This window comes from Halobacillus massiliensis (genome assembly GCF_900166625.1).
Taxonomy (GTDB): Bacteria; Bacillota; Bacilli; order Bacillales; family Halobacillaceae; genus Halobacillus_A; species Halobacillus_A massiliensis.
The window spans coordinates 1,781,260-1,806,268 of record NZ_LT800499.1; the positions used below are offsets into that span (position 1 = coordinate 1,781,260).

Below are 25,009 nucleotides of genomic sequence, written 5' to 3' on the forward strand. Positions count from 1 at the left end.
AGGGAACATAATGCTAGGTAAAAAAAGAAAACTAGGGAAAAAGATTCAGCACTTAAAAGCAGGTGATGCTTTTACATCGTCTTTTACAATTGAAGACAAGGAACTTTTGATGTATTTGGGTCTGACGGATGATGCCAACCCTCTATATATACAGCATGATTATGCTTCTGAAACCCCATATCAACGCCCGATTGTCCCCACATTCATGATCTTTGGAAAGGTTTCTTCTATAATTTCCATGCACCTTCCCGGCCCCGGGAGCCATATTATTAAACAGGAACTCAGCTTTGATAAACCCGTATATCATTACAGCGAAGTAAAAGTTACGGCTGAGATTACTCTCATTCATAAGAAAGACCATATCGTGGAGATGCAAGTTCACGGTTATGATGAAGAAGGGGACAGCATTGTTGAAGGGAGATTGTGGGTGCGGCCTCCTTATGAACCTCAATCCTTAAACGCGAGTTCGCTGGAGAACTTTTATTAATAGTGAATACTAGTAAGCCTTGCTGTTCCAAAGCGAACGGTAAGTTTCCTCGGGCTTTGCCCTTTTAGATCTCATTGGGTCTTTGATTCCCACTTAAAGGGAAAGAGAGTTCCGTTAACCATAATAGAGATCCGGGCCTGGGGAAACGACTCGCTTTTCATGGGCAAACGGTGAGCTTCCTCGGGCTTTTAGCCCTCCGGGATCTCACCTGTTCTTCTCTTCTAAGGAGTCTTCTTTGATTCTCACTTAAACGGGAAGAGAGTTCCGTTAACCATAATATAGAGAACCGGGCCTGGGGAAACAACTCGCTTTCCATGGGTGAACGGTGAGCTTCCTCAGGCTTTTAGCCCTCCGGGATCTCACCATGTTCTTCTCTCCCATAGGAGTCTCGTCGTTTCCCCTGGCCCTTTATCTTATTTGTGTAACGGAACATTGGGTAAGGAAAGCCTATTCTCATTAGAAAGGTTACTGAAACTACAGCGTTCCGTTTATACAACCAACGGTTAAGTGGATGGGAAATGGCGAGACTCCTGCAGGGAGATAGAGCCATGGTGAGATCTGCGAGTGCAAAGAGCTAGCTCACCGGCTCCCCGCGGAAAGCGAGCTATTTCCCGGCCGCTTTTATCCAAACGAAAGAAACGGAACAGCCCTCCCTCAGTGTTCAAACTAAGGAGCATCAAGAGAGATGGCGAGACGTTCCAAGCTCTTTTTTCTTACTTTAGTAAATGCAACAGTTTCTTCTGTTCAAATAAGATTTGAGCCAAAGGTGAAATAAGCGACACTTTTTCTATGCCACTGGGATTGTTGTAAGCAGCATTACTTAACGGAATACTATCTTGACTTACAGAAAAAGAGACTAATATTGTATTTAGTCTCTTTTTTGTGGAATGTTATATTTATGTAAAGATTCCTAAGATTAATGCTAAAGTGTAAAGTTCAATGTATGATGAATATGTATCATACTTTGTCCGCCGAGGTGATTAACATGAAGCAGAGAATATTAATAGTAGACGATGAAGAATCCATTGTAACACTCTTGCAGTACAATATAGAGCAGGCCGGGTATGAAACGGATGTCGCTTATAATGGAAGAGAAGCCCTGGAGAAGGCTTCATCTACAAAATTTGACTTAATTGTACTCGATGTAATGCTCCCTGAGATGGATGGAATGGACGTTTGTAAAGAACTCCGCCAAAAACAGATTCATACTCCGATCTTAATGCTCACAGCAAAGGATGACGAGTTTGATAAAGTACTGGGATTGGAACTAGGGGCTGATGATTATTTAACGAAGCCATTCAGTCCAAGGGAAGTAGTGGCAAGGATCAAAGCTATCTTGAGAAGAATGGTTCGGGAACCTTCTGAAGAAGAGGCTTCCCCGAGTATTAAAGTTGCAGAGTTAATGATTTATCCTGAGCAGTATGAAGCCACAATTGACGGCAAGCCGCTGACTTTTACTCCTAAGGAATTTGAACTTCTTTATTACTTAGGACAGAACCTTGGGAGAGTGCTGTCTAGAGATCAGCTGCTCAGCGCAGTATGGAATTATGACTTCGCTGGAGATACGCGAATCGTAGATGTGCATATCAGCCACTTGCGTGAAAAAATTGAGCCGGACACAAAAAAACCAGTATATATTAAAACGATCAGAGGCTTAGGGTATAAGATGGAGGTCCCTAAGTAGGATGAAATCAAATACACGACCTCTACTCACTTATACGGTTCTTGTCATAATTGTAATGCTAAGCCTGGGTGTATTGTTAGCCCAGTTGACTAGAAGCTATTTCATTACAATTTTTGAAGAAAGAATCTCCGTAGAAAGTGAGTATTTTATTAATACAGTAAAAGGCTACATTGAAGATGAAAACATTTCCTCAGATGCTTTAGAGGAGTTCAGTGATCAATTAAATACGAGTGTTCTCTACGTGAATAACGATAAAGAAGTGGTAGTTGATACGATAAGTGCAAACGAAGAAATTACGAACGAAGATAAAAGGATGATTTTAACTGCTGTTCAAAACAGTGCGGAGCAGAAAAAAGGACGGCTTTTAGAAGATGTGTTTTATTATTCAACACCTCTCACAGTGGATAATACAGCGGGCAGTCTTGTTTTAATCTCTCCAGTTAAATCACTTTCGACGATTACGAAAAACATTTGGCTCATAATTGGACTAACCCTGTTGCTTGGATTGGCAGCTATCTTTCTTATCGGTTTTAATATTTTTTCTAAATATGTACGGCCAATACGATCTGCTGCAAATGTAGCGAACGAGCTGGCGAAAGGCAACTATAAGGCAAGAACGTATGAAGGTCACTTTGGGGAAGCTGGGCAGCTTAGTCAATCCATTAACATCCTTGCGAGAAACCTCCAACAGATGACAAGTACTAAGGGAATGCAGGAAAATCAACTTGAAGCGGTTATAAATAACATGGGAAGCGGTCTTGTTCTTATTGATGAAAAAGGCTATATTCTCCTCGTGAACCGTGCTTTTATGGAAAATTTCGGCGGGGAAAAGAAAAGTTATGTAGGATATCTATATCATGAGGCTATCCCTTATACAGCGATTCATGAAGCCGTTCAGAATGTATATATGTTCGAAGAAACAGTACGGGAACATATTCTTCTTCCAGTAAATATTGATCAAAAGCATTTAGAAGTGACAGGGGCTCCTATTTTTAGTGAGAAAAATGCCTGGAAAGGAGTCGTCCTTGTATTTCACGATATAACGGATATGAAAAAGCTCGAACAAATGAGGAAAGACTTTGTGGCTAACGTATCTCATGAACTGCGAACACCTATCACTTCTATCAGAGGCTTTTCTGAAACGTTGCTTGATGGGGCGATGAAAGATGAAGCTATGCTCGAAAGGTTTCTGCAAATTATATTAAAAGAAAGTGGAAGGCTGCAGTCGCTCATTCAGGATTTACTTGAGCTTACAAAAGTCGAAAGAGAAGATTTCCACCTGACTTTAGAAAAAATAAAATTTCACAAATTTCTCGAAGACCTTGTTCCTTTGGTGGAGAATCAAGCCAAAAAGAAAAAGATCTCGCTTTATAGTAATATCCAGGGCGATGCTGTTGTAGAAGGGGATTCAAGCCGATTAAAACAAGTTTTCCTCAATTTGCTCTCAAATGCAGTAAATTATACTGGTGAAGGCGGGGAAGTCACTCTGTCTTTTGAAGATCAAGGTGAGGAAGTAGCAGTAAGTATATCTGATAACGGGGTAGGAATTCCTAAAGAGGAAATCTCCCGCATTTTTGAGCGTTTTTACAGAGTGGATAAAGCCAGAAGTCGTAATTCAGGAGGAACGGGTCTTGGACTTGCCATTGTTAAACACATCGTTGAAGCTCATCATGGAAAAGTTCAAGTAATCAGCGAACCCGGAAAAGGGACTACGTTCACAGTTCTTCTTCCTAAAGAATTTACAAATAATTAATAATAATTAGGCTTTAGATTAATAAACCTTTGGTATTCTTCCATTGAAACCCTTTCATCCAAGGTGTTTTCTCTTTTAGGCAGAAGTTTTCATAACTTCTGCTTTTTTTTGATTTTTTTCTTCTTGCTTAAGAACATGCTAAAATAAATAGTATGATGTTTTAGTGTGAGGAGCTGAGCGATATGGCAGAAAAAGTAGTATTAATAGATGGAAACAGTATAGCCTACCGGGCGTTCTTTGCCCTGCCTTTACTTAATAATGATAAAGGTGTTTATACAAATGCTGTATATGGTTTTACTACAATGTTGTTGAAAATTTTAGAAGAGGATAAGCCTGATCATCTGCTGGTTGCTTTTGATGCAGGGAAGACCACTTTCAGGCATAGTACGTACACAGAATATAAAGGCGGCAGACAGAAGACCCCTCCTGAATTATCCGAACAGTTTCCTGTATTAAAAGAATTGCTCGAAGCTTTTGGAATTCCCTTCTATCAACTGGATCAGTATGAAGCCGACGATATCATAGGAACATTAGCAACAAAGGCTGATGCAAAGGAATATGATGTAAAGGTCATCTCTGGAGATAAGGATTTGCTTCAACTTGTCAGTGAGCGGACAAAAGTGACTTTAACGAAAAAAGGAATCACCAATGTAGATACTTATGATCCCGCCTTTTTACAAGAAAAAATCGGCATCCGTCCGGATCAGGTCATCGATTTAAAAGCTCTGATGGGAGACAGCTCTGATAATATTCCTGGTGTTCCCGGCGTCGGAGAGAAGACAGCAGTTAAACTCTTAAAGCAGTTTGATAAGCTTGAAAATCTTTATGACAACCTGGAAGATGTCAGCGGTAAAAAACTTAAAGAAAAGCTTGAAACGAATAGAGACGAGGCTTTTATGAGCAAGCAGCTTGTTACGATTGAACGGGAGGCCCCGATTGAAATTGATTTAAGCGATATCGCATACCAAGGGTATGAATCACAAAAAGTCCAGAACGTATTCCGTGAATTAGGGTTTCAATCTCTCGTTTCCCGGGTTTCACAGGGGGAGGATGAGGATGAACCCGCTGTTAGCGAAGAATTTGAGCCTGTAAATTTTGAAGTGATTACTGAGCTGAAAGAAGAACTGATCACAGGGCATGAAGCTTTAGTGGTCGAAATGCTTCAGGAAAATTATCACCATTCTCCAATAGTGGGGATATCAATTGTTAATAAAGAGAAAAGCTATTTTATTACGATAGAAAATGCCCGGGAATCGAGCGTGTTTCATTCATGGGCTGAAAATCCTTCTAAAGAAAAGTGGGTATTTGATGCTAAACGGACACATGTCGCTTTAAGACATCACGGCATAACTCTTGAAGGAGTCACGTTTGACATGCTCTTAGCTTCTTATTTAATCAATCCTTCAGAAAACAATCACGATATACCAGCCATCGCCCATAGATTGGACGAGCGTGCTGTGAAATATGATGAAGAGGTTTACGGCAAAGGGGCAAAGATGAAGCTTCCTGATAATAATAATGTAATGTATGAACATGTTGTCAGAAAAACAGAGATACTTTATCGGTTGAAAGAAAAAATGGAAAAGCAGCTGAAGGATAATGAGCAACACCAGCTATTCACTGATCTTGAAATGCCCTTAACGCTTATTTTAGGTGAGATGGAATACTGTGGCGTCAAAGTAGATGTAGAGCGTCTTAAAGATATGAAAGCAGATTTACAACAGCGCCTTGATCAGGTGAAAAGTGAAATTTATGAATTGGCTGGCGAAGAATTCAATTTAAATTCTCCGAAACAGCTAGGGCCGATCTTATTTGAAAAGCTTGACCTTCCTGTTATTAAGAAAACAAAAACGGGTTACTCAACGTCTGCTGATGTGCTGGAACAGCTTGAAGACCAGCATGAAGTGGTTGCTAAGATTCTTTTATACCGCCAGCTTGGAAAACTTCAGTCTACCTATATTGAAGGACTCCTTAAGGTGGTGGATGAAAAGTCAAATAAAATTCATACCCGTTTTAACCAGGCGCTTACACAAACCGGAAGACTCAGTTCGATTGAGCCCAACCTTCAGAACATTCCTATTCGCCTGGAAGAAGGCAGAAAAATCAGGCAGGCGTTTGTTCCTTCTAAAGAAGACTGGGTTATTTTTGCGAGTGACTATTCACAAATTGAGCTGCGAGTACTTGCACACATCGCACAGGATAAAAAATTAATCGAAGCTTTCAAAGAAGGAAGAGATATTCATACACAGACAGCAAGCGAAGTCTTTGATGTAGAGCATGATGAAGTGACAGCAAATATGAGAAGGCAGGCAAAAGCCGTAAACTTTGGTATTGTTTACGGGATTAGTGATTACGGATTGTCGCAAAGTCTCGGTATTACTAGAAAAGAAGCAAAGCTGTTCATTGAAAAATATTTAGACAGCTATCCAGGCGTTAAACAGTATATGGATGAATCGATTCAAAATGCGAAGAGACTTGGTTATGTCTCTACATTTATGAACAGAAGAAGATACCTTCCTGATATAACGAGTCGGAATTTTAATCAAAGAAGCTTTGCAGAACGTACAGCGATGAACACACCAATCCAGGGAAGTGCAGCTGATATTATTAAAAAGGCTATGATTGATTTAGACGAGAGGCTGAGAAAAGAAAAAATGCAGGCTCAAATGCTGCTTCAAGTTCATGATGAACTGATTCTTGAAGCTCCTAAGTCAGAAGTTGAGAAATTAGCTGAAGTTGTAGCAGATGTTATGGAGCATACGATCGAACTCGATGTACCTCTCAAAGTTGATCACTCCTATGGTCCGACTTGGTATGATGCAAAGTAAATGAGGAGAATGAAGAATGCCGGAATTACCGGAAGTTGAAACCGTAAGAAAAACTTTAAAAACGTTGGTTTTAGATAAAGAAATAAAAGACGTATCCATTTTCTGGGGAAATATCATTAAGAAACCGCAGGATCCTGAGATTTTCAAAAGCTTGCTGATTGGCCAGAAATTGCAGGATATTATGCGGCAGGGAAAGTTCCTTATCTTTAAAATGACTGACATTACGATGGTTTCACACCTTCGTATGGAAGGGAAATTCGGACTTTATGAAGGCTCAGAGCCACGAGCGAAGCATACCCACGTCGTTTTTCATTTTACCGATGGAACAGAGCTGCGATACAATGATGTACGCAAATTTGGAACGATGCATTTATTTAACAAAGGAGAAGAAGGGCAGGAGAAGCCATTAAATCAATTAGGTCCTGATCCCTTTGCTCCTGCTTTTACAATTGACTATTTTTTAGAAAAACTGCAAAAAACGACCCGAAACATAAAAGCCGTCTTACTGGACCAATCCATTGTTGCAGGCCTAGGGAATATTTATGTAGACGAAGCTCTATTTCGTGCACGCATTCACCCCGAGCGGACAGCAAAAGATCTGACTCGTGAGGAAGCAGAGCAGGTTAGGGAGAAAAGTATTGAAACGATTTTAGAAGCTGTTGAGCAAGGTGGAACAACCATTCGTACTTATTTAAACGGACAAGGGGAAATGGGAATGTTTCAGCAGAAGCTGAACGTTTACGGCAAAGAAAATACGGAGTGCCCGGGATGCGGGACACCTATTGTAAAGCTGAAAGTCAGCGGCCGGGGGACTCATATTTGTCCTGACTGCCAGGTCTGACACAAAAAGAGAAAGCAGCCCATATACTATCTCACATTCAAATAGCTGAGGTGAAATAGATGGGGACTGCAATTTTTCTTTTCTTGTTTGTTATGGCTGTAAGTATGGACAGCTTTGGGATCGGGTGCATTATTGGAATGAAAGGGATCCTGCTTTCAAATAGAGCCGTACTGGCCATAGCGAGTCTGTCAGGACTATTCTTTCTATGCTCAGCAATGGCAGGATTTTTGCTTCTTCCAGTTGTAGACGCTGATTTTTTTGAGCGCCTTGGAGCGATAGCGTTTATCGTTCTTGGGGTCCTCTTTTTAATTAATAACTTTCGATCGGACCAAGGTGAAGGTGAAAAGACGATTTGGAAGCAGCCGGCACAGATACTGCAAGCACCGGAAACGGCTGATATCGACCGTTCAGGAGGAATTAAAGGAAAAGAAGTTTTTATCCTCGGAATTGCTTTATCTCTGGATACGATCGGAGCAGGTATCAGTGGTGTCTTTATTGGGGTTCCACCTCTTACGACGGCTGCATTAATTTTTTTACTGACAAGCGCTATGCTGTTTGGTGGACTTAAGTGCGGGGCGAAGCTCAGGAATAAGCTCGGGTTTCTTTCATTTCTGCCGGGGATATTATTAATATTAATAGGGATTATAAAAATCTTCTAAGGAGGCAGGTATTTGAGTATAGTCATTGGTTTAACAGGCAGTATTGCTACAGGAAAAAGTACAATTTCCCAAATGATTAAGCAATTTAATATTCCCATAGTGGATGCTGATATTATTTCAAGGAAAGTTGTCTTGCCTGGAGAACGAGCGTACAACAAAATTGTGGAACAATTTGGTGATGATATTTTGCATGAAGATCGAACCATTAACCGAAAAGAACTTGGCAACATTATTTTTAGAGATGAAGGAAAAAGAAAGATTCTTAATGGAATTGTCCATCCTGAAGTCAGAAAAGAAATGAAGAGAGAAAGAGACGACTATTTAAAGAGCGGTGTAAAAGCGGTCGTTCTTGATATTCCATTATTATTTGAAAGTAAACTAACGGATTATGTCGACAGAACTCTGGTGGTTTATGCGGACTCAAGTACACAGTTGAATCGGTTGATGGAAAGAGATGGGTCAGAAGAAGCTGAAGCCTTAGAACGCATTCAGTCACAAATTGCAGCCTCTCAAAAAGCAGAGTGGGCAGATGCTGTAATTGATAATAGCGGGACTCGTGAACAAAGTTTTGAACAGCTGAAAAATATACTTACCGAATGGGAAGTCATTTAAGAAGATGATAAAGCGTAGACTTTATCATCTTCTTTTTTTTCGATTAACACTTTTATCGCTTGAGAGTGATTAGCCTTCACAGGAAGACGGCCATCTTTTTGTTTAAATCTTAAGTTAGAAAATGCTTATCATTGGAGACGCCTATTATTACAGGATGGAGAGGATGTTTTTAAGCCTGAACTAAGGTTTATTCTGCCACATTTTGTTCACAAACCTTTTTTATAAAATAGGCTACAAAAGCGTTACCAATGTGTTATACTAATTCTGAAAAATGATTTAAGGGTATATCACATATAGGAGGCTTGTCTTATGGAGAAAACAAGAATAGCTATTAATGGTCTAGGGAGAATAGGGAGAATGGTCTTTAGGAAGGCGGTTCTCGATGAATCCATCGAGCTTGTAGCCGTTAATGCAAGTTATCCTCCTGAAACGATAGCACATTTGCTTAAATATGATAGTGTTCATGGAAGATTTGATGGGGAAATTGAACCGGTCGAAAACGGATTAATCATAAATGGTAAAACGGTACAGCTTTGTTCTACAAGGAATCCATTAGAACTTCCTTGGAAAGAGCTAAATATTGATATTGTCATTGAAGCTACAGGTAAGTTTAATACAGGGGAAGAAGCATCCCTTCATATACAATCAGGAGCTAAGAAGGTAATCATTACAGCTCCAGGTAAATCCGTAGATGCAACCATTGTAATGGGAGTTAATGAAGATGTTTATAATCCTGAAGAACATGATGTCATCTCAAATGCATCCTGCACGACTAACTGCTTAGCTCCTGTTGTTAAAGTACTTGAAGACCATTTTGGAATCGAAAATGGTCTTATGACCACAGTCCATGCCTTTACAAATGATCAGAAAAATTTAGATAACCCTCATAAGGATTTACGCAGGGCGCGTGGATGTACCCAGTCTATTATTCCTACATCTACGGGAGCTGCTAAAGCGCTCGGGGAAGTGATCCCTTCAGTAAAAGGAAAGCTTAATGGTATGGCGCTAAGAGTTCCTACTCCTAATGTTTCTCTAGTCGATTTAGTAGTGGACGTGAAAAAAGACGTAAGTGAAGAACAAGTAAATCAAGCCTTTAAACATGTAAGTAAAGGAGAAATGAAAGGTTTTATTGAGTTCAGCGATGAACCTTTAGTTTCTGTTGATTACACGACTTCTCCCGCTTCTGCTATAGTTGATGGTTTATCCACTCAGGTGATGGGCGACAGAAAAGTAAAAGTCTTAGCATGGTATGATAATGAGTGGGGATATTCCTGCAGAGTTGTCGACCTGGCAAAACATGTGGGGAAGTTTTTAAAACAGGAAAAACCGGCTAAAGTATCTTAATTACTAGAAATTATTCCCGTTGTGTCTTATAATGATCACCATCGACCCGAAAGTAAAAGTTTCTTGCAAAAACAGGATAAACCGTATATACTTTTTTTGAACTTCTGAATACTGCTTCTTCATGTCTGCTCAAAGGGTTAGGACCTCTTAGGACTAACTTTCCCCCGTGGTAGTACATGTCTGTTTATTCAGAAGGCAAAATTAGTCACTGTACAAAAAGGGGGATCCTCGATGGATACAATGGGAAGACATGTAATTGCCGAACTATGGGATTGTAATGAAGATAAATTAAATGATATGACGTATATTGAACAAGTTTTTGTGGACGCCGCTCTTAAAGCAGGCGCTGAAGTGCGTGAAGTTGCTTTTCATAAATTTGCTCCACACGGAGTAAGCGGAGTTGTTATCATTTCAGAATCTCACTTAACGATTCACAGTTTCCCTGAGCATGGATATGCAAGTATAGATGTTTATACTTGCGGCGATCGTATAGATCCAAACGTAGCTGCACAGTTTATTGTTGATGCTCTTGAAGCTGGAAGAAATGAAACGGTTGAAGTACCGAGAGGGATGGGACCGGTAGAAGTTCAGCAGTCGCGCGCTTTATAAATTCAGATTTAAATCACACAGGGAGAAACCTGTGTGATTTTTTTATCTTTGCTTTTTTCCCTTACTTTTCTTTTTAGTAAAACGTGTTAAAATAAAAACAGATCATGTCGAATTTTCGTAAGGGGTTATGTCATTGAAACAGTTTTTTTCAAAATACTTTAGTAATCATACCGAGACAAGTGAAACACATAAAGATCCGGAGCTGGTGACTCATTACTACAAAGCGAAGAGAGATGAAGTGTTTCATGCAGTCGAATCTCTATTTCCCCCGCCATCAGAAAAAGCTGCAGTTTCTAAAGAACGTGGCGAAATATCTATAAATTACAAAGGAAAGCGTAAGGCGTTTGTAGTTGCTACGGTAATTATGGTACGTCCATTTGAAACGGCCGTTGATTTTTCAGTAACGACTGATTCAGGCGGCCCGGTTGATTTTGGTTTCAGCCATAATTTAGTTGTTGAGGCATACAATAAGCTAAACCGCCAGTTCACTAAACTCGAGAAAAGAAGATAGATATAGAAAAAGATATGTGGAGATGATTAACTTTGAAGTGTCCGAATTGCCACTATAAAAGTACGCGCGTGTTAGATTCCAGACCGATAGAGGATGGACATGCCATCCGGAGACGACGGGAATGCGAAAAATGCGAATTCCGTTATACAACTTTTGAGCGTCTGGAAGAGGTTCCGTTAATTGTTGTGAAAAAGGAAGGAACACGCGAAGAGTTTAGTCGGGAAAAACTGATGCGTGGATTAATCCGAGCTTGTGAAAAACGGCCGGTAGCTGTTGAAGAACTGGAAAAGGTAACACAGGATATCGAGAAAGAGTTGCGAAACCGTGGAGTATCTGAAGTGAAAAGCAAGGATATCGGGGAAATGGTGATGGGTCACTTGTCTGGAATTGATGAGGTCGCTTATGTTCGATTTGCGTCTGTTTACCGTCAATTTAAAGATATTAATGTATTTATAGATGAACTAAAAGAATTAATTAAGCATGAAGAAAAAGAATGAGCCCCTTCTTCGGCTCATTTTCTTTTTTAAATGCTTGAGAGAAAGGGGGGCCCTAAATGGATTCATCAATAGGAAAGATACTTCCGGTCGATGGTTTCATCATTACAAAATCAGGGGTGACACCGAAGGATGATCAGGTGGCACTTACCCACTTATACCAGCCGATTTTAGGCCAATTGCCGATTTCTATCTACCAATTCTTATGCAGTGAGTATGAGACGAATAAAGAGGTTCAAAAGCAGTCCCACCATACCTTGATGACCTATTTATCTATTCCGTTGGATAAATTTTATAATGCGCGAAGAATGCTTGAAGCAATTGGTTTGCTAAAGACGTATGTCAGCCAGCAAGAGAATAGAGAATATATATATGAAATTTGTCCTCCATTTTCTCCTGAGGAGTTTTTCAAAGATACGTTTCTGTCACTATTGCTTCAGCACGAAATTGGCAAGGATAAATCCACACAACTTAAGATGAGATTTCAAAGAGCAGAAACCTCTTATGATGGGTTTAAAGAGATGACAGCCAGCTTTGAGGAAATATTTCATCAGGGGCTTCCTGCATCGAGCGAGGAGGATATCGCTTCTTCTCAGAAGGTAACACCTGCAAAGGGACCGATCGTTCTGAACAATCGCATAGATTTTACGTGGCTTGAGGATGCATTAAAACAGCGGATGTATCCTTCCAGCAAAATACTTAGTGGTATTAACAAAAAATTGATTGTTCAGCTGGCTGCCCTCTATAACTTGTCCACTACTGAAATAGAAAAGGCTCTTACATGGGCAATTAACGATGAAAATGAGCTGGATGTCGAAGAGTTCAAGTCAGCATGCCATGATTTCATGAAAAAGAATAAATCTACTGCTGATACAGAAAACAGCAGGGAAAAAGCAGCGGTCCAGTCAGCTGACAAGCCCTTAAGCAAGGAAGAGCAGTTCGTCCAAATGCTAGAGCGGATTTCTCCTAAAGAACTTCTGGAAGATGTATCTAACGGTAACCAGGCAGCAGACGGAGATCTGCGCATGATTCGTGATGTAATGACAGAGCAAGGGCTGACGCCGGGGGTAATGAATGTCCTTGTGCACTATGTTCTTTTAAAAACGGATATGAAACTCTCTAAACCTTATCTTGAAAAGATTGCAAGTCACTGGACAAGAAAAAATGTTACTACGGTTCGACAGGCGATGAATTTAGCAAAAGCTGAGCATCAGAAATATCAGCAATGGGGCAGGCAGCGCTCATCTTACCGCAAGCAGCAGAGTAAAGAGGTCATTCCAGAATGGTTTAAGAAACAGGATGAAAAAAGAGAGCAGGAGCAGGTTGTTGGTGCATCCTTTGATACAAATGATATTGCTGAGAGAATCCGTAGGCTATCTGGCAATAATAAGGAAATGTAAGGAGGTGTCAGCATATGGAGCCTATTCAGTCATCGCTTAAGAAGTGGATGAATAGCCGTACAGATTTCCAAAAGCGTTTAAAAAATATAAAACAGTCGGTTTTAAACGACCCAGAAGTTCAGCAGCTTATGAAAGACTATCCCTCGTTAACAAAAGAGGCTGTAGAAAATCAGCTGATTAAGTTTTATGAATATCAAACACAGTCAAAAGCTTGTGAAAAATGTCCATCGCGTGAAGAATGTATCAATATTTTACCGGGATATACGCCTGAAGTTACTGTGGATGGAACGGAACTTAAACTACTATACAACGTCTGTCCTAGAGAACAGCGGCTTGAACAACAAAGAAAGCAGCAATCCCTGATTAGAAGTCTTCATATTCCGCGGGAGACACTTGAAGCCACTCTCGACAGGCTGGATGTTGAGGACCCAGATAGAGGTGAGGCTGTAATGCAGACTGTTCGATATCTGGAATCAATTGGCGATGAGCTGCCGAGTAAAGGGCTGTATTATTGCGGTCCTTTCGGTGTAGGAAAAACGTATTTTCTTGGAGTAATTGCAAACGAGCTAAGCAAAAAGCAAATTGCCTCCATGGTTATTTACATGCCGGAATTTGTACGGGAAATTAAAGCCTCTATTAAAGATGATTCGATGAACGATAAAATTGAAGCTTTTAAAACAACACCTGTATTAATGCTCGATGACATTGGTGCAGAATCCCAATCCGCCTGGTTCAGGGATGAAGTGTTAGGTTCCATTCTTCAATATCGCATGATGGAAAGACTGCCGACATTTTTTACTTCCAACTATAAACTTGATGAGCTGGAAAAAATATTTATGACGAGCAGCCGAGGAGATGTGGAGCAGGTAAAGGCGAAGCGGATTACAGAAAGAATTAGACAGCTGAGTGAAGCTGTACCCGTTTACGGAAAGAATCGCCGCGGATAAGGTCATGTTTTTTTAATCTCCACATATGTATAAAGTACAAGGTTAGCTCCATTCCATACAGAATGGACAGGCTTTACACGTTGTGGTGAGGAGGAAGTGATGTTGGTCTGTGTTCAGTTCTCAAACCGTAAAGAGGCATTCTTATTTTATCAGTTTCTATTTGATACCAGTAGCCGGCAGCCATTAAACGGCGAAATTAAAAAAGATAAAGGCAGCTGGAGTGTCGAAGTATATGAATCGCAGAAAAATATTGCACCAAGAGTGAGCCGGGCAATTTCAAACATCTTATGCCGCAGAAAGCTAAACGCGTGGATGGAAGGAATACTCCGTCATCGGTTTTATTATGAAGATATAGACGAGATCGAAAGGGTTATCAGATTATCCGCTAAAATTAAAGAAGCCCCTCCAGAAGGGGTTGTGCTTCCACCAATTAACCTTCATGTCGAGCGGTTTGTCAGAAAATCTGTCCTTGAGAAGGAAGACATCAAATTTGATGAAATATCAGCAGAGTGCCTGGAGTATGTTTATCATGATCTATTGGACTTTACTGAAAAACTTCTTGATGAATATAAGCTGGAAGAAGCTCATCAGATGATGGTCGATTCGTGGCGCCGACGGGTCAATCATAATGATACGGGCGTACATTTGCTACATGTGGTTCACGATGAAAAAGTTCGTTATTTTTACTCAGAAGGTAATGAAGTGAGACGCGGGGAACTATTGAACTATTTAAAGTCGCATCCTGACCCTTTCATTCAAAACCTTCCTGCCGATTGGGGGATTCTTCCTGCGCTTATTTATTCACCAGAAGAACTCATTATCTATTCCGATCGCCAGGGTGAAGCGAAGCTTGAGCTGCTGATGAATATTTTTGAAGAAAAAGCAGTTTGGAAGCCACTTTCTCATTTTCCTTTTCTAAAAGCTTGATTTCTTTAAGAAATCCGGCTATAATACCTACATATTTAATATTAGGGCTTAGATGAGGACAAGAACATGAAGTGACGCATGAGTAGAGAGAGGGGCCATCGGCTGAAAGCTCCTTCTTGACGGCTTGGATGTTTACCACCTCGGAGCACTGTTCGTGAACGAAGATCTAGTAATGGACAGCGTATTATCCGCGTTAAGGACGAATGAAGCCGCTTAAAAAGCGGGAATTTGGGTGGAACCACGAGTGACAACGCTCGTCCCTTAGTATTGAAACTAAGGGGCGGGCGTTTTTATTTTTTATTTTAAATAAGGAGTGAGGAACTATGGCAGAAGAAGCTATTCAAATAAAGTTTCCTGATGGAAATAAGAAAGAATTTAATAAAGGAACCACAGGAGAGGAAATTGCACAGTCTATTTCTCCGGGCTTAAAAAAACAGGCCCTTGCAATAAAGCTTGATGGAGAGCCTTATGATTTACGCCGTCCCATTGAAGAGGACGGGGTTATTGAAATTTTAACGTATAAAAATCCAGAAGGGCTTGAAGTGCTTCGTCATTCTACGGCTCACTTGATGGCACAAGCAGTTAAGCGGCTTTATGGAAATGTAAAGCTTGGTGTAGGTCCTGTTATTGAAAATGGCTTCTATTACGATATTGATATGGAGGAGTCGTTGACACCAGAAGATCTTCCAAAGATCGAAAAGGAAATGCAGCGGATCGTTGATGAAAACCTGGAAGTGGAAAGAATTGAGCTTTCAAGAGAAGAAGCCATTGAAAAGTACAAAGAAATTGGTGATGAACTGAAAATTGAATTGATTGATGATATTCCTGAAGGTGAAACACTGACAATTTATAAGCAAGGAGAATTTTTCGATCTATGCCGGGGAGTTCACGTTCCTCAAACTAGTAAAATAAAAATCTTTAAACTGCTTAATATCTCCGGGGCTTACTGGAGAGGTGACAGCAACAATAAAATGCTTCAGCGTATTTACGGAACAGCTTTTGAAAAGCAGGCGCATCTTGATGAGTATATTAAAATGCGTGAGGAAGCGAAAGAGCGCGACCACCGTAAGCTTGGTAAAGAACTGGGCATCTTTACAGTCAACCAAAAGGTAGGCCAGGGGCTGCCTTTATGGCTTCCAAAAGGAGCCACAATCCGCCGCAATATCGAAAGGTATATCGTCGACACAGAAGAACGCCTGGGCTACGACCATGTATATACTCCGATATTGGGAAGTGTGGAGCTGTATAAAACAAGCGGCCACTGGGATCACTATAAAGATGATATGTTCCCGACGCTTGAAATGGACAATGAAGACCTGGTATTGCGACCGATGAACTGTCCTCACCATATGATGGTATATAAAAATCAGTATTACAGCTACCGGAACCTTCCTGTCCGTATCGCTGAATTAGGAACTATGCATCGACATGAAATGTCAGGGGCTTTAGCTGGTCTTCAAAGAGTACGGGCGATGACGTTAAACGATGCCCACATTTTCGCTCGTCCCGACCAATTAAAAGACGAATTCAAGCGTGTAGTAAAGCTCATTCAGCATGTTTACCGTGATTTCGGAATCGAGGATTACTACTTCCGTCTTTCTTACCGGGATCCTGCAGATAAAGAGAAATATGTGGATAATGATGAAATGTGGAATAAAGCCCAGGCTATGCTGAAGGAAACAATGGAAGATATGAAGCTTGAATACGTCGAGGCTGAAGGTGAAGCAGCATTTTATGGACCTAAGCTTGACGTGCAAGTGAAAACAGCCTTAGGAAAAGACGAAACGCTTTCTACTGTACAGCTGGACTTCCACCTTCCAGAACGCTTTGATCTCACTTATGTCGGTGAAGATGGTAAGGATCATCGTCCAGTAGTTATTCACCGTGGAGTCGTTTCTACAATGGAACGCTTTGTAGCCTTTCTTCTTGAAGAATATAAAGGGGCTTTCCCAACTTGGTTAGCGCCTGTTCAGGCTAGGATTATTCCTGTTTCTGCAGAAGTCCATTTAGACTATGCGAAACAGCTCAAAGATGAACTGAGAGAAGCAGGAGTACGAGTCGAAGTAGATGAGCGGGATGAGAAGATCGGATATAAGATTCGAGAAACTCAGACAGAAAAAATACCATTCGCCCTTGTGGTCGGAGACCGTGAAATTGAAGACCGTGCCGTCAATGTAAGACGATATAGTCAAAAGAACTCTGAAACAAAGGCTGTAGATGATTTTATAAAAGAAATAAAAAATGAAATTGATCAAAAGCTGTTAAACAAGTAAGGAAGGAGCTGCCGATTTTTCGGCAGCTTTCTTTATTACAGGACGTATTTTTTATTAAACCCTCTTGATTTTATGCCTGCTTTCGTTTATTATCATACAGGTAGCTTTTCCTAATTAATAAATGGTTGACACATACAGGTGATGCATGCTACTATTATTTAGGTAACTGAATGAACGGATCTGAGACAAGAAGAAGCACCCGCTTCTCACCTGATCGACGCTTACGAGCTGTTGGCAGGTTACTAATCCTTTTATGTTTTATAGGAGACGTGTGGGTGCAGTATGTACCTGCGCTTTTTTTATGGGATAAAAAGACTTGTCGATGACGGATCTTATAAAAGGTTTCTAATATAAGTTGGAGGTGGCTAGTTATTAGCAAAGATAACATGAATGTTAATGAGAAAATTCGTGCACGTGAGGTGCGGCTCATTGATGTAAACGGTGAACAGCTCGGTGTTAAATCAAAAAACGAAGCACTTGATATCGCTGCAAATGCGAATCTTGATCTTGTTATGGTAGCACCAAATGCTAAGCCTCCGGTGTGCCGTATCATGGACTATGGGAAATACCGCTATGAGCAGCAAAAGAAAGACAAAGAAGCTCGTAAGAACCAGACGACTATTAAAATTAAAGAAGTTCGTCTGAGTCCTGGAATTGAAGAACATGATTTCAATACGAAGCTTCGTAACGCACGGAAATTCCTAGATAAAGGCGATAAAGTAAAAGCATCTGTTCGTTTCCGCGGACGTGCGATTACCCACAAAGAACTTGGACAGAGAGTTCTTGACCGCCTGGCCGAAGAGTGCAAGGACATTGCTACTATTGAGACCAAGCCTAAAATGGAAGGTCGAAACATGTTTATGATGCTTTCTCCTATTGGAGAGAAGTAATCGAAATCAGCTGAAGGAGGAAATTTGTTATGCCTAAAATGAAAACCCACAAAGGTTCTCAAAAACGTTTTAAAAAGACAGGTAACGGAAAGGTGAAACGCTCCCATGCGTTCACAAGCCACTTGTTTGCTAACAAATCTACTAAGCAGAAACGTAAGCTTCGTAAAGCTACTCTAGTATCTGCTGGAGATTTCCGTCGTATCAAACACATGCTTCCAAAAAAATAAATTAGAATGAAGATTCAAATAGGAGGGAATTCCAATGCCACGAGTTAAAGGTGGAACAGTAACACGTAAACGTCGTAACCGTGTTCTTAAACTAGCAAAAGGTTATTATGGTTCAAAGCACGCTCTATTTAAAACAGCTAAACAACAAGTAATGAAATCAGGTCAGTATGCTTACCGTGACCGTCGTCAGAAAAAGCGCGACTTCCGTAAGCTTTGGATCGCTCGTATTAATGCAGCTGCCCGTCTTAATGACATTTCCTACAGCCGCCTAATGCACGGACTTAAGCTTTCTGGTATCGAAGTTAACCGTAAGATGCTAGCTGATCTTGCTGTTAATGATCAAAAAGGTTTTGCAAGCCTGGCTGAACAAGCTAAATCAGCACTTAAATAATGAAAGAAGCCATTTCCGTTCGGTAGGAAATGGCTTTTTTAGATCATCGAAGGAGACGTAGGCTGTGGAACTGATCGTTATTTTATATTTATTAATAGTAAGCCTCTTTGAATTTTTCCTAATGGGCTATGACAAAAAGAGGGCTCGGGAAGGGAAGTGGAGAGTAAGCGAAAAAACTTTCTGGCTTCTTGCTGCTGCTGGAGGGGCAGCTGGGGGGTTCTTAGGGATGTATGTGTTCCGTCATAAAACGAAGCATGTATCTTTTGTAATAGGGATGCCTCTAGTGGCAGTTGCGCAGCTTTACATGCTTTCGACGATGAATTGGTTCTAAAAAGTGAAAATCCGACATATCCTGTAGGCAGGAGGTGTGAAGGGCATGAGCGAAGCTTCTGCTACCCTGCTTACATGGATTGAACACCAAGGATATTGGGCCCCTCTGCTGTTTATTGTTATCCATTTACTCCGTCCTTTTTTATTTCTTCCTGTTATTTTGCTTTGCATAACCGGAGGAATTCTGTTTGGACCGATTGCCGGAACAGCCTATTCCGTTATAGGCACAGTGCTCTCAAGCATTCTTTTTTACCGTATGACCCATATGCTGCCATCTGGATTTAAAAAACTTCAAATATTGTATAAGAAATGGATGAAAAAAAAGTCTCGTCTCACTGTGAAGCAAGTGGCCATTCTTCGTCTTATTCCATTTATTCATTTTCATTTTTTGTCTTATTGTCTTATTCAGATTACTGCCGACTTTAAAGATTACATGAAGTCTTCAGTTGTTACTAACTTCCCTTTAGCCTTCATATATACATCCATGGGGCAGTGGATAACCCTTTTATCTCTGCCGGTTATGATCCTGTCTTCCTGTCTTCTGCTGGTCCTCTGTTTCTTCATAAGGAAAAAATCAGAAGTATTTCTTTGGAATGACTTCTTTCAGCCTGCAAGATAAAAAGGCCGCAGACATGCGGCCTTTTGCCATTTTTTAGAAAGTAAAGGACTGTTCCATTTACTGAAAAAGTTTAAAGAGGCTGGGAAATCGATCGCTTTTTAGCGGAGAGCCGGTAAACTAGCTCTTTGCACTCGTGGAGTTCACCTTAGCTCTATCTACCGGCAGGAGTCTCTTTATTGCTTCATATTCATTCTTCTCAGAGAAAGACCTGTTCCGTTTATCAAGTACGGAGAAAAGCGGCTGGGAAATAGCTCGCTGCACTCGCGGATCTCACCATGGCTCTATCTCCCTGCAGGAGTCTCACCATTTCCCAGCCTCTTTATCGACGATGGTATGAACGGAACGCTGTATTTTTAGTAACTACTCTACAGGAAATAGTTTTTTTCTTACTCAATGTTCCGTTACTCTAAAAAACATAAAGGGCGGGGGGAAACGGCGAGATTCCTATGGGAGGATAGAACAGGGTGAGGTCCCGGAGGGCTAAAAGCCGAGGAAGCTCACCGTTCGCCCATGGAAAGCGAATCGTTTCCCACTGGTCCGGTGCTCTATAATTATGCTAACGGAACCCGCTTCCTAAATAAAATTAATCCTTATCGGTAGAGACCGGCTGTACATTTAAACGGTTGATTGGATTTTTCCATTCAATTTTTGCGAAAGGATACCGCTGAAGAATTTTTTCTTCCATGAAATAGAGATCATTTCTTTCTAAACCTTTTAGTCGTTCAGGCTGACGGGCAGATACATAAATGGTTAACACTTCAAAACTTTCTTCTGTAGTACCTAAATATTTTTCTCCCTCAAACATAATTCCTTTATACGTTAGTAAGAAGTTCTGCTTAATATTTTCTGTATCATCAAGCAGGTAATATTCCCTCTGGTCGTGAGCTTTGTCCAGCTTTCGCCTTGGATTCATCATGAATTGAATTACGGTATATATAATTAACACTGTAGCTGCTATCAGTAAGATTCTAAGTAATACAATCATTAACATCGCAATTCTCTCCCTATTTTTGGAGTTCATAATTCTTATACGTTCTTTCCTCTTCATTTGTTTCAAAAAATGATACATTTATTATAGAGTTTTTTTAGGAGGGAATTAAATGAATTGGACAGAGTTTTACGAGATGCAGGGACAACTGGACAGTCATATTATGAAAGCACAGCAGCTTGAAGGAGAAAATGTAGTAGATGATAAAATATTAGCCTTACTGGTAGAGATAGGTGAGCTTGCTAATGAAACAAGATGTTTTAAGTTTTGGAGCGCTAAGGCAGCCAGTCCGAAACCTGTCATCCTAGAAGAATATGTTGATGGTCTTCACTTTATCCTGTCGCTTGGATTAGATTTAGGTTTCCGCTACAAGCCTGAGAAGGAGGAGAGTATACATCCAAAATCTCCCACTCATTCTTTTTTAGAGGTGTACACTACTATTAACGATTTTAAACAGAAAAAAAATGAGAAAACATATCACAATGTTTTCAACACCTATTTAAATCTTGGGAATTCACTCAGCTTACATGAAGAAGACTTAAAGCAAGCATACATGGAAAAGAATAAAGTAAATTATCAAAGGCAGGAAGAAGGGTATTAGAGGGGAAAATTTTGTAATTCTTCAGAATAGATATATAATAAAAGAGGAGTAACTTTAAGGAGGAAAATACATATGGCGAAACTAGAAAATACTTTGCAAATGCTAAAGGATTTAACAGATGCTAAAGGCATTCCTGGCAATGAGAAAGAGCCTAGAGAAGTGATGAGCCGCTACATTTCCCCATACGCAGATGAAGTGTATACAGATAATCTTGGCAGTCTTGTTGCTAAGAAGATCGGTAATAAAAAAGGTCCACATATTATGGTAGCGGGCCACCTGGATGAAGTAGGCTTTATGGTCACACGGATTGACGATAACGGCTACATTTATTTTCAGCCGGTAGGCGGCTGGTGGAGCCAGGTAATGCTGGCACAGCGTGTAACAATCATGACTCGTCAAGGGGATTTAACAGGAATTATTGGTTCCAAGCCTCCACATATTCTTCCGGTAGACCAGCGTAAAAAATCAGTAGACATTAAAGACATGTTTATTGATATTGGAGCTTCCAGTAAAGAGGAAGCGAAGGAATTTGGTGTTACCCCAGGAGATGCCATTGTGCCTTATTTTGAATTTACGCAGATGAAAAATGAAAAGATGCTTCTTGCTAAAGCGTGGGACAACCGAATTGGATGTGCAATTGCTATTGAGGTACTGAAGCAGTTAAAAGGTGAAAAACATCCTAATGTCGTATATGGTGTAGGTACTGTGCAGGAGGAAGTAGGTCTTCGCGGAGCAAGGACTTCAGCCAATTTAATCAATCCGGATATTGCATTTGGAGTTGATGTTGGAATTGCCGGGGATACACCAGGTATTTCAGACAGAGATGCTTCCAGTAAAATGGGAGAAGGTCCGCAGATTATTCTTTACGATGCTTCCATGGTCTCTCACAAAGGGCTTCGTGACTTTGTGGTTGATACCGCAGAAGAACAGGAAATCCCATATCAATTCGATTCACTGGCTGGCGGGGGAACAGATTCAGGTGCCATCCATTTAACTCATAATGGAGTTCCTGCCTTATCTATTACGATTGCTACCCGCTATATTCACTCACATGCTGCGATGCTGCACCGTGATGATTTTGAAAATGCTGTGAGACTGATCGTAGAAGTGATTAAGCGGCTGGACGATAAAACGGTAAAAGAAATTACATTTAATTAATAGAGAAAAGCATCCTTTTAAAAGGATGCTTTTTTCGATTACTGGGCCAAACTTTTTTCTAAAGTTTCAAGAATTTCTTCGCGGTCTTGGTCTCCAGATTCTTTCCATAGCAGTTCAAAGAATACTCCTAAACCAGGAAGCATCTTCTCTTCTCCTCTTGCCATTGCATCATCAATGGTAGCCTGGAGCTCTTCTACGCTATGACCGGAAACATTAGAAAGAATCGCTTGTCTTAAATTTAAGTCCATGGTTGTATACCTCCATATTGAATTAGGTTTAGTTTGACCAAATATGATAAGGCTATGTATGATGAATAGGAAATTAGATGAATAGAGGCTGTTTATATATGATTACATCAACTCAAAATGCTAAAGTGAAAGAATGGAAAAAATTAAAAACCCGTAAATACCGCAATAAGCTTCGCCGTTTTATCATTGAAGGGGAGCATTTGGTCGAGGAGGCTGCTCAAAGTGATTGGACTATGGTAGAAGTCATTGTGAGTGAGGGCTATGAAGGTCAACTGCATAATAAAGTTAATGGTTCCATAATCCTTGTCAGTGAGCAGGTATTTAAAGAGGCATCAGATACAGAAACTCCTCAAGGGATTGCTGCTGTTATTGAAAAAAAGGAACTTACCTTTAAAAACGAACCTTATACCCTCCTGCTTGATTCCATACAGGACCCGGGGAATTTAGGAACGTTAATTCGTACCGCTGATGCCGCCGGATTTAAACAGGTGATCCTCGGCAAAGGAACAGTAGATGTCTATAATGAAAAAACAGTCCGCGCTACGCAGGGCTCACTGTTTCACCTTTCTGTTCTTCAGGGAGAATTAGAAGATGTTATCCCGAAGCTGATAGATGACGGTATCCCTGTTTATGCAGCAGCACTGGAAGGAGCGAAGGCGTTTAAGGAAATCGAGCCTTCTTCATCGGCTGCACTGCTGCTTGGAAATGAAGGTCAGGGGATTGCTGATGCCTACTTACAGCTTTCAACAGAGCAGGTGTTTATTCCTATTTATGGACAGGCAGAATCTTTAAATGTAGCGATTGCCGGCGGTATTCTAATGTATCATTTTAAAGGATAGGGTTGCATTGTCTCCGTACATTCTCTATAATAATGGAAGTTATATTGTAAACAGCGAAGAAAGAGCCAGTAAAGTATAGCATGATCGATTTAGGGAGGAAATGCCGTTTGACTGAGAGCATTTCTATCGTGGCCATACTTGAACTTTCACTCTGGAGCTGGCGCTTAAAGCGCCCGGATATTTGTCCGTTATTTAAACCAAAGTGGGCACTTTTTGTGTCAACAAGGGTGGTACCGCGAAACGTAAAGTCTCGTCCCTTTTTAGGGATGAGGCTTTTTTATTTTTATATTAAAGGAGGAAATATAAATGAAGGAACGTTTGCAGGAATTAAAAGAAGAAGCAATACAGAAAGTGAATCAAGCGAATGAAGTTCAGTCTTTAAAGGATATACGGGTTCAATACTTAGGAAAAAAAGGTCCAATTACCGAAGTGCTTCGGGGCATGGGGAAGCTTTCTAAAGAAGAACGCCCGGTCATTGGTCAGCTGGCCAATGAAGTAAGGGAAGAAATTGCGCAGGCGATCGAAGCAAAACAGAATCGCCTGGAAGAAGAAGCTCTGGAAAAGCAGTTGGAAAGTGAAAGTATTGATGTAACACTGCCAGGTCGTCCTGTTCAAACAGGAGGTCCTCACCTGCTGACCAGCATTGTAGAAGAAATTGAAGATTTATTTATCGGGATGGGTTTTGAAATTAAAGAAGGACCTGAAGTGGAAACGGACTATTATAATTTTGAAGCATTAAACCTTCCTAAAGGCCACCCGGCACGTGATATGCAGGATTCTTTTTACATTACAGAGGAACTTTTGCTCAGAACTCATACCTCACCGGTGCAAGCCAGAACGATGGGGCTTAAAAATGGGAACGAGCCCGTGAAAATGATCTGTCCTGGTAAAGTTTACAGACGTGATACGGACGATGCGACCCATTCTCATCAATTTACGCAAATTGAGGGTCTGCTGGTAGATAAGCATGTGCGAATGAGTGATTTAAAAGGCGTACTCAACGCTTTCGCCAAGCAGATGTTTGGAGCTGAGAGAGAAATTCGCCTTCGTCCCAGCTTCTTTCCTTTCACAGAGCCATCTGTAGAAATGGATATTTCCTGTAAAGTTTGTGGAGGAAAAGGCTGTTCAGTATGTAAAGGCACAGGTTGGATCGAAATCCTTGGTGCTGGTATGGTACATCCCAATGTGTTGGAAATGGCAGGCTACGATCCGAAGGAATATTCAGGTTTCGCATTTGGAATGGGTCCTGAGCGTATCGCCATGTTGAAATATGGAGTCGACGATATCCGTAACTTCTATACAAATGACAAGAGATTCTTAAAGCAATATCATAAGGCGTAGAGGAGGAA

Annotated in this window: 26 protein-coding genes and 2 other annotated features; of the genes, 24 read left to right on the forward strand and 2 right to left on the reverse strand. The window is 40.7% G+C overall.

The window, feature by feature from the left end; genetic code table 11:
- Positions 1-10: 10 nt before the first annotated feature.
- From B7E06_RS08790 to B7E06_RS08885, 20 genes are all read left to right on the forward strand, one after another.
- Positions 11-487 (forward strand): MaoC/PaaZ C-terminal domain-containing protein, encoded by a 477-nt coding sequence (locus tag B7E06_RS08790; RefSeq protein WP_179134024.1) that lies wholly within the window; start codon positions 11-13, stop codon positions 485-487.
- A 985-nt stretch (positions 488-1,472) separates the two neighbouring features.
- Positions 1,473-2,171 (forward strand): response regulator transcription factor, encoded by a 699-nt coding sequence (locus tag B7E06_RS08795; protein ID WP_082233617.1) that lies wholly within the window; start codon positions 1,473-1,475, stop codon positions 2,169-2,171.
- Position 2,172: 1 nt separating this feature from the next.
- Positions 2,173-3,924 carry a two-component system histidine kinase PnpS gene (gene pnpS, locus B7E06_RS08800; RefSeq protein WP_082233618.1) on the forward strand — a complete coding sequence of 584 codons (1,752 nt, stop codon included), beginning with the start codon at positions 2,173-2,175 and terminating at the stop codon, positions 3,922-3,924.
- A 182-nt stretch (positions 3,925-4,106) separates the two neighbouring features.
- Complete coding sequence (gene polA / locus B7E06_RS08805; RefSeq protein ID WP_082233619.1) at positions 4,107-6,752, forward strand: DNA polymerase I; 2,646 nt, start codon at positions 4,107-4,109, stop codon at positions 6,750-6,752.
- A 16-nt stretch (positions 6,753-6,768) separates the two neighbouring features.
- On the forward strand, positions 6,769-7,593 hold the full coding sequence (gene mutM / locus B7E06_RS08810; RefSeq protein WP_082233620.1) for a DNA-formamidopyrimidine glycosylase: 825 nt from the start codon (positions 6,769-6,771) through the stop codon (positions 7,591-7,593).
- 59 nt (positions 7,594-7,652) lie between these two features.
- On the forward strand, positions 7,653-8,252 hold the full coding sequence (locus tag B7E06_RS08815; RefSeq protein WP_082233621.1) for a manganese efflux pump: 600 nt from the start codon (positions 7,653-7,655) through the stop codon (positions 8,250-8,252).
- 12 nt (positions 8,253-8,264) lie between these two features.
- On the forward strand, positions 8,265-8,864 hold the full coding sequence (gene coaE, locus B7E06_RS08820) for a dephospho-CoA kinase (RefSeq protein ID WP_082233622.1): 600 nt from the start codon (positions 8,265-8,267) through the stop codon (positions 8,862-8,864).
- Positions 8,865-9,173: 309 nt separating this feature from the next.
- Entirely contained in the window at positions 9,174-10,208 is a 1,035-nt protein-coding gene (locus tag B7E06_RS08825) for a glyceraldehyde-3-phosphate dehydrogenase (RefSeq protein WP_082233623.1), read from the forward strand.
- A 231-nt stretch (positions 10,209-10,439) separates the two neighbouring features.
- Positions 10,440-10,817 carry an adenosylmethionine decarboxylase gene (gene speD / locus B7E06_RS08830; RefSeq protein WP_082233624.1) on the forward strand — a complete coding sequence of 126 codons (378 nt, stop codon included), beginning with the start codon at positions 10,440-10,442 and terminating at the stop codon, positions 10,815-10,817.
- Positions 10,818-10,944: 127 nt separating this feature from the next.
- Positions 10,945-11,328: a cytosolic protein gene (locus B7E06_RS08835; protein WP_245807710.1), complete on the forward strand. Its 384-nt coding sequence runs from the start codon at positions 10,945-10,947 to the stop codon at positions 11,326-11,328.
- Between the two features lie 32 nt (positions 11,329-11,360).
- Complete coding sequence (gene nrdR / locus B7E06_RS08840) at positions 11,361-11,825, forward strand: transcriptional regulator NrdR (protein ID WP_082233626.1); 465 nt, start codon at positions 11,361-11,363, stop codon at positions 11,823-11,825.
- A 56-nt stretch (positions 11,826-11,881) separates the two neighbouring features.
- Positions 11,882-13,222 carry a replication initiation and membrane attachment family protein gene (locus tag B7E06_RS08845; protein WP_082233627.1) on the forward strand — a complete coding sequence of 447 codons (1,341 nt, stop codon included), beginning with the start codon at positions 11,882-11,884 and terminating at the stop codon, positions 13,220-13,222.
- 14 nt (positions 13,223-13,236) lie between these two features.
- Entirely contained in the window at positions 13,237-14,169 is a 933-nt protein-coding gene (gene dnaI, locus B7E06_RS08850) for a primosomal protein DnaI (protein WP_082233628.1), read from the forward strand.
- Positions 14,170-14,268: 99 nt separating this feature from the next.
- On the forward strand, positions 14,269-15,096 hold the full coding sequence (gene ytxC, locus B7E06_RS08855) for a sporulation protein YtxC (RefSeq protein WP_082233629.1): 828 nt from the start codon (positions 14,269-14,271) through the stop codon (positions 15,094-15,096).
- Between the two features lie 323 nt (positions 15,097-15,419).
- The gene (thrS, locus tag B7E06_RS08860; RefSeq protein ID WP_082233630.1) at positions 15,420-17,369 is read left to right on the forward strand and encodes a threonine--tRNA ligase; all 1,950 of its coding nucleotides are present in this window, start codon (positions 15,420-15,422) and stop codon (positions 17,367-17,369) included.
- A 181-nt stretch (positions 17,370-17,550) separates the two neighbouring features.
- Positions 17,551-17,675 (forward strand) — a sequence feature (ribosomal protein L20 leader region).
- An 80-nt stretch (positions 17,676-17,755) separates the two neighbouring features.
- A complete protein-coding gene (infC, locus tag B7E06_RS08865) occupies positions 17,756-18,259 on the forward strand; it encodes a translation initiation factor IF-3 (protein WP_143414473.1) in 504 nt (167 codons plus the stop codon).
- A gap of 29 nt (positions 18,260-18,288) precedes the next feature.
- On the forward strand, positions 18,289-18,486 hold the full coding sequence (rpmI, locus tag B7E06_RS08870; protein ID WP_082233632.1) for a 50S ribosomal protein L35: 198 nt from the start codon (positions 18,289-18,291) through the stop codon (positions 18,484-18,486).
- A gap of 34 nt (positions 18,487-18,520) precedes the next feature.
- The gene (rplT, locus tag B7E06_RS08875; RefSeq protein ID WP_082233633.1) at positions 18,521-18,877 is read left to right on the forward strand and encodes a 50S ribosomal protein L20; all 357 of its coding nucleotides are present in this window, start codon (positions 18,521-18,523) and stop codon (positions 18,875-18,877) included.
- Positions 18,878-18,941: 64 nt separating this feature from the next.
- On the forward strand, positions 18,942-19,208 hold the full coding sequence (locus tag B7E06_RS08880; protein WP_082233634.1) for a DUF1294 domain-containing protein: 267 nt from the start codon (positions 18,942-18,944) through the stop codon (positions 19,206-19,208).
- 45 nt (positions 19,209-19,253) lie between these two features.
- Entirely contained in the window at positions 19,254-19,826 is a 573-nt protein-coding gene (locus tag B7E06_RS08885; RefSeq protein WP_082233635.1) for a TVP38/TMEM64 family protein, read from the forward strand.
- 583 nt (positions 19,827-20,409) lie between these two features.
- On the opposite strand, the gene B7E06_RS08890 is transcribed toward B7E06_RS08885, so the two are convergent.
- Complete coding sequence (locus B7E06_RS08890; RefSeq protein WP_082233636.1) at positions 20,410-20,817, reverse strand: sigma-w pathway protein ysdB; 408 nt, start codon at positions 20,815-20,817, stop codon at positions 20,410-20,412.
- A 109-nt stretch (positions 20,818-20,926) separates the two neighbouring features.
- On the opposite strand from B7E06_RS08890, the gene B7E06_RS08895 reads away from it, so the two are divergent.
- On the forward strand, positions 20,927-21,415 hold the full coding sequence (locus B7E06_RS08895) for a dUTP diphosphatase (RefSeq protein WP_082233637.1): 489 nt from the start codon (positions 20,927-20,929) through the stop codon (positions 21,413-21,415).
- Between the two features lie 72 nt (positions 21,416-21,487).
- Positions 21,488-22,573: a M42 family metallopeptidase gene (locus B7E06_RS08900; protein WP_082233638.1), complete on the forward strand. Its 1,086-nt coding sequence runs from the start codon at positions 21,488-21,490 to the stop codon at positions 22,571-22,573.
- Positions 22,574-22,611: 38 nt separating this feature from the next.
- Here the strand turns inward: B7E06_RS08900 and sspI are convergent, their stop codons facing one another.
- On the reverse strand, positions 22,612-22,821 hold the full coding sequence (gene sspI, locus B7E06_RS08905) for a small acid-soluble spore protein SspI (protein ID WP_082233639.1): 210 nt from the start codon (positions 22,819-22,821) through the stop codon (positions 22,612-22,614).
- A gap of 98 nt (positions 22,822-22,919) precedes the next feature.
- Here sspI and B7E06_RS08910 point away from each other — a divergent pair, with 98 nt between their 5' ends.
- Complete coding sequence (locus tag B7E06_RS08910) at positions 22,920-23,660, forward strand: TrmH family RNA methyltransferase (protein WP_082233640.1); 741 nt, start codon at positions 22,920-22,922, stop codon at positions 23,658-23,660.
- A gap of 47 nt (positions 23,661-23,707) precedes the next feature.
- Positions 23,708-23,921: a binding site (T-box leader), on the forward strand.
- Between the two features lie 45 nt (positions 23,922-23,966).
- A complete protein-coding gene (gene pheS / locus B7E06_RS08915; RefSeq protein ID WP_082233641.1) occupies positions 23,967-25,001 on the forward strand; it encodes a phenylalanine--tRNA ligase subunit alpha in 1,035 nt (344 codons plus the stop codon).
- The last annotated feature ends 8 nt before the right edge of the window (positions 25,002-25,009 follow it).

What these genes read in the sequence shown, in the direction of transcription:
- B7E06_RS08790 (WP_179134024.1), top strand. Translation starts at nt 11, where the DNA reads ATGCTAGGTAAAAAAAGAAAACTAGGGAAAAAGATTCAGCACTTAAAA.
- B7E06_RS08795 (WP_082233617.1), top strand. Translation starts at nt 1,473, where the DNA reads ATGAAGCAGAGAATATTAATAGTAGACGATGAAGAATCCATTGTAACA.
- pnpS (WP_082233618.1), top strand. Translation starts at nt 2,173, where the DNA reads ATGAAATCAAATACACGACCTCTACTCACTTATACGGTTCTTGTCATA.
- polA (WP_082233619.1), top strand. Translation starts at nt 4,107, where the DNA reads ATGGCAGAAAAAGTAGTATTAATAGATGGAAACAGTATAGCCTACCGG.
- mutM (WP_082233620.1), top strand. Translation starts at nt 6,769, where the DNA reads ATGCCGGAATTACCGGAAGTTGAAACCGTAAGAAAAACTTTAAAAACG.
- B7E06_RS08815 (WP_082233621.1), top strand. Translation starts at nt 7,653, where the DNA reads ATGGGGACTGCAATTTTTCTTTTCTTGTTTGTTATGGCTGTAAGTATG.
- B7E06_RS08825 (WP_082233623.1), top strand. Translation starts at nt 9,174, where the DNA reads ATGGAGAAAACAAGAATAGCTATTAATGGTCTAGGGAGAATAGGGAGA.
- speD (WP_082233624.1), top strand. Translation starts at nt 10,440, where the DNA reads ATGGATACAATGGGAAGACATGTAATTGCCGAACTATGGGATTGTAAT.
- B7E06_RS08835 (WP_245807710.1), top strand. Translation starts at nt 10,945, where the DNA reads ATGTCATTGAAACAGTTTTTTTCAAAATACTTTAGTAATCATACCGAG.
- B7E06_RS08845 (WP_082233627.1), top strand. Translation starts at nt 11,882, where the DNA reads ATGGATTCATCAATAGGAAAGATACTTCCGGTCGATGGTTTCATCATT.
- dnaI (WP_082233628.1), top strand. Translation starts at nt 13,237, where the DNA reads ATGGAGCCTATTCAGTCATCGCTTAAGAAGTGGATGAATAGCCGTACA.
- ytxC (WP_082233629.1), top strand. Translation starts at nt 14,269, where the DNA reads ATGTTGGTCTGTGTTCAGTTCTCAAACCGTAAAGAGGCATTCTTATTT.
- thrS (WP_082233630.1), top strand. Translation starts at nt 15,420, where the DNA reads ATGGCAGAAGAAGCTATTCAAATAAAGTTTCCTGATGGAAATAAGAAA.
- infC (WP_143414473.1), top strand. Translation starts at nt 17,756, where the DNA reads ATGAATGTTAATGAGAAAATTCGTGCACGTGAGGTGCGGCTCATTGAT.
- rpmI (WP_082233632.1), top strand. Translation starts at nt 18,289, where the DNA reads ATGCCTAAAATGAAAACCCACAAAGGTTCTCAAAAACGTTTTAAAAAG.
- rplT (WP_082233633.1), top strand. Translation starts at nt 18,521, where the DNA reads ATGCCACGAGTTAAAGGTGGAACAGTAACACGTAAACGTCGTAACCGT.
- B7E06_RS08885 (WP_082233635.1), top strand. Translation starts at nt 19,254, where the DNA reads ATGAGCGAAGCTTCTGCTACCCTGCTTACATGGATTGAACACCAAGGA.
- B7E06_RS08890 (WP_082233636.1), bottom strand. Translation starts at nt 20,817, where the DNA reads ATGTTAATGATTGTATTACTTAGAATCTTACTGATAGCAGCTACAGTG.
- B7E06_RS08895 (WP_082233637.1), top strand. Translation starts at nt 20,927, where the DNA reads ATGAATTGGACAGAGTTTTACGAGATGCAGGGACAACTGGACAGTCAT.
- B7E06_RS08900 (WP_082233638.1), top strand. Translation starts at nt 21,488, where the DNA reads ATGGCGAAACTAGAAAATACTTTGCAAATGCTAAAGGATTTAACAGAT.
- sspI (WP_082233639.1), bottom strand. Translation starts at nt 22,821, where the DNA reads ATGGACTTAAATTTAAGACAAGCGATTCTTTCTAATGTTTCCGGTCAT.
- B7E06_RS08910 (WP_082233640.1), top strand. Translation starts at nt 22,920, where the DNA reads ATGATTACATCAACTCAAAATGCTAAAGTGAAAGAATGGAAAAAATTA.
- pheS (WP_082233641.1), top strand. Translation starts at nt 23,967, where the DNA reads ATGAAGGAACGTTTGCAGGAATTAAAAGAAGAAGCAATACAGAAAGTG.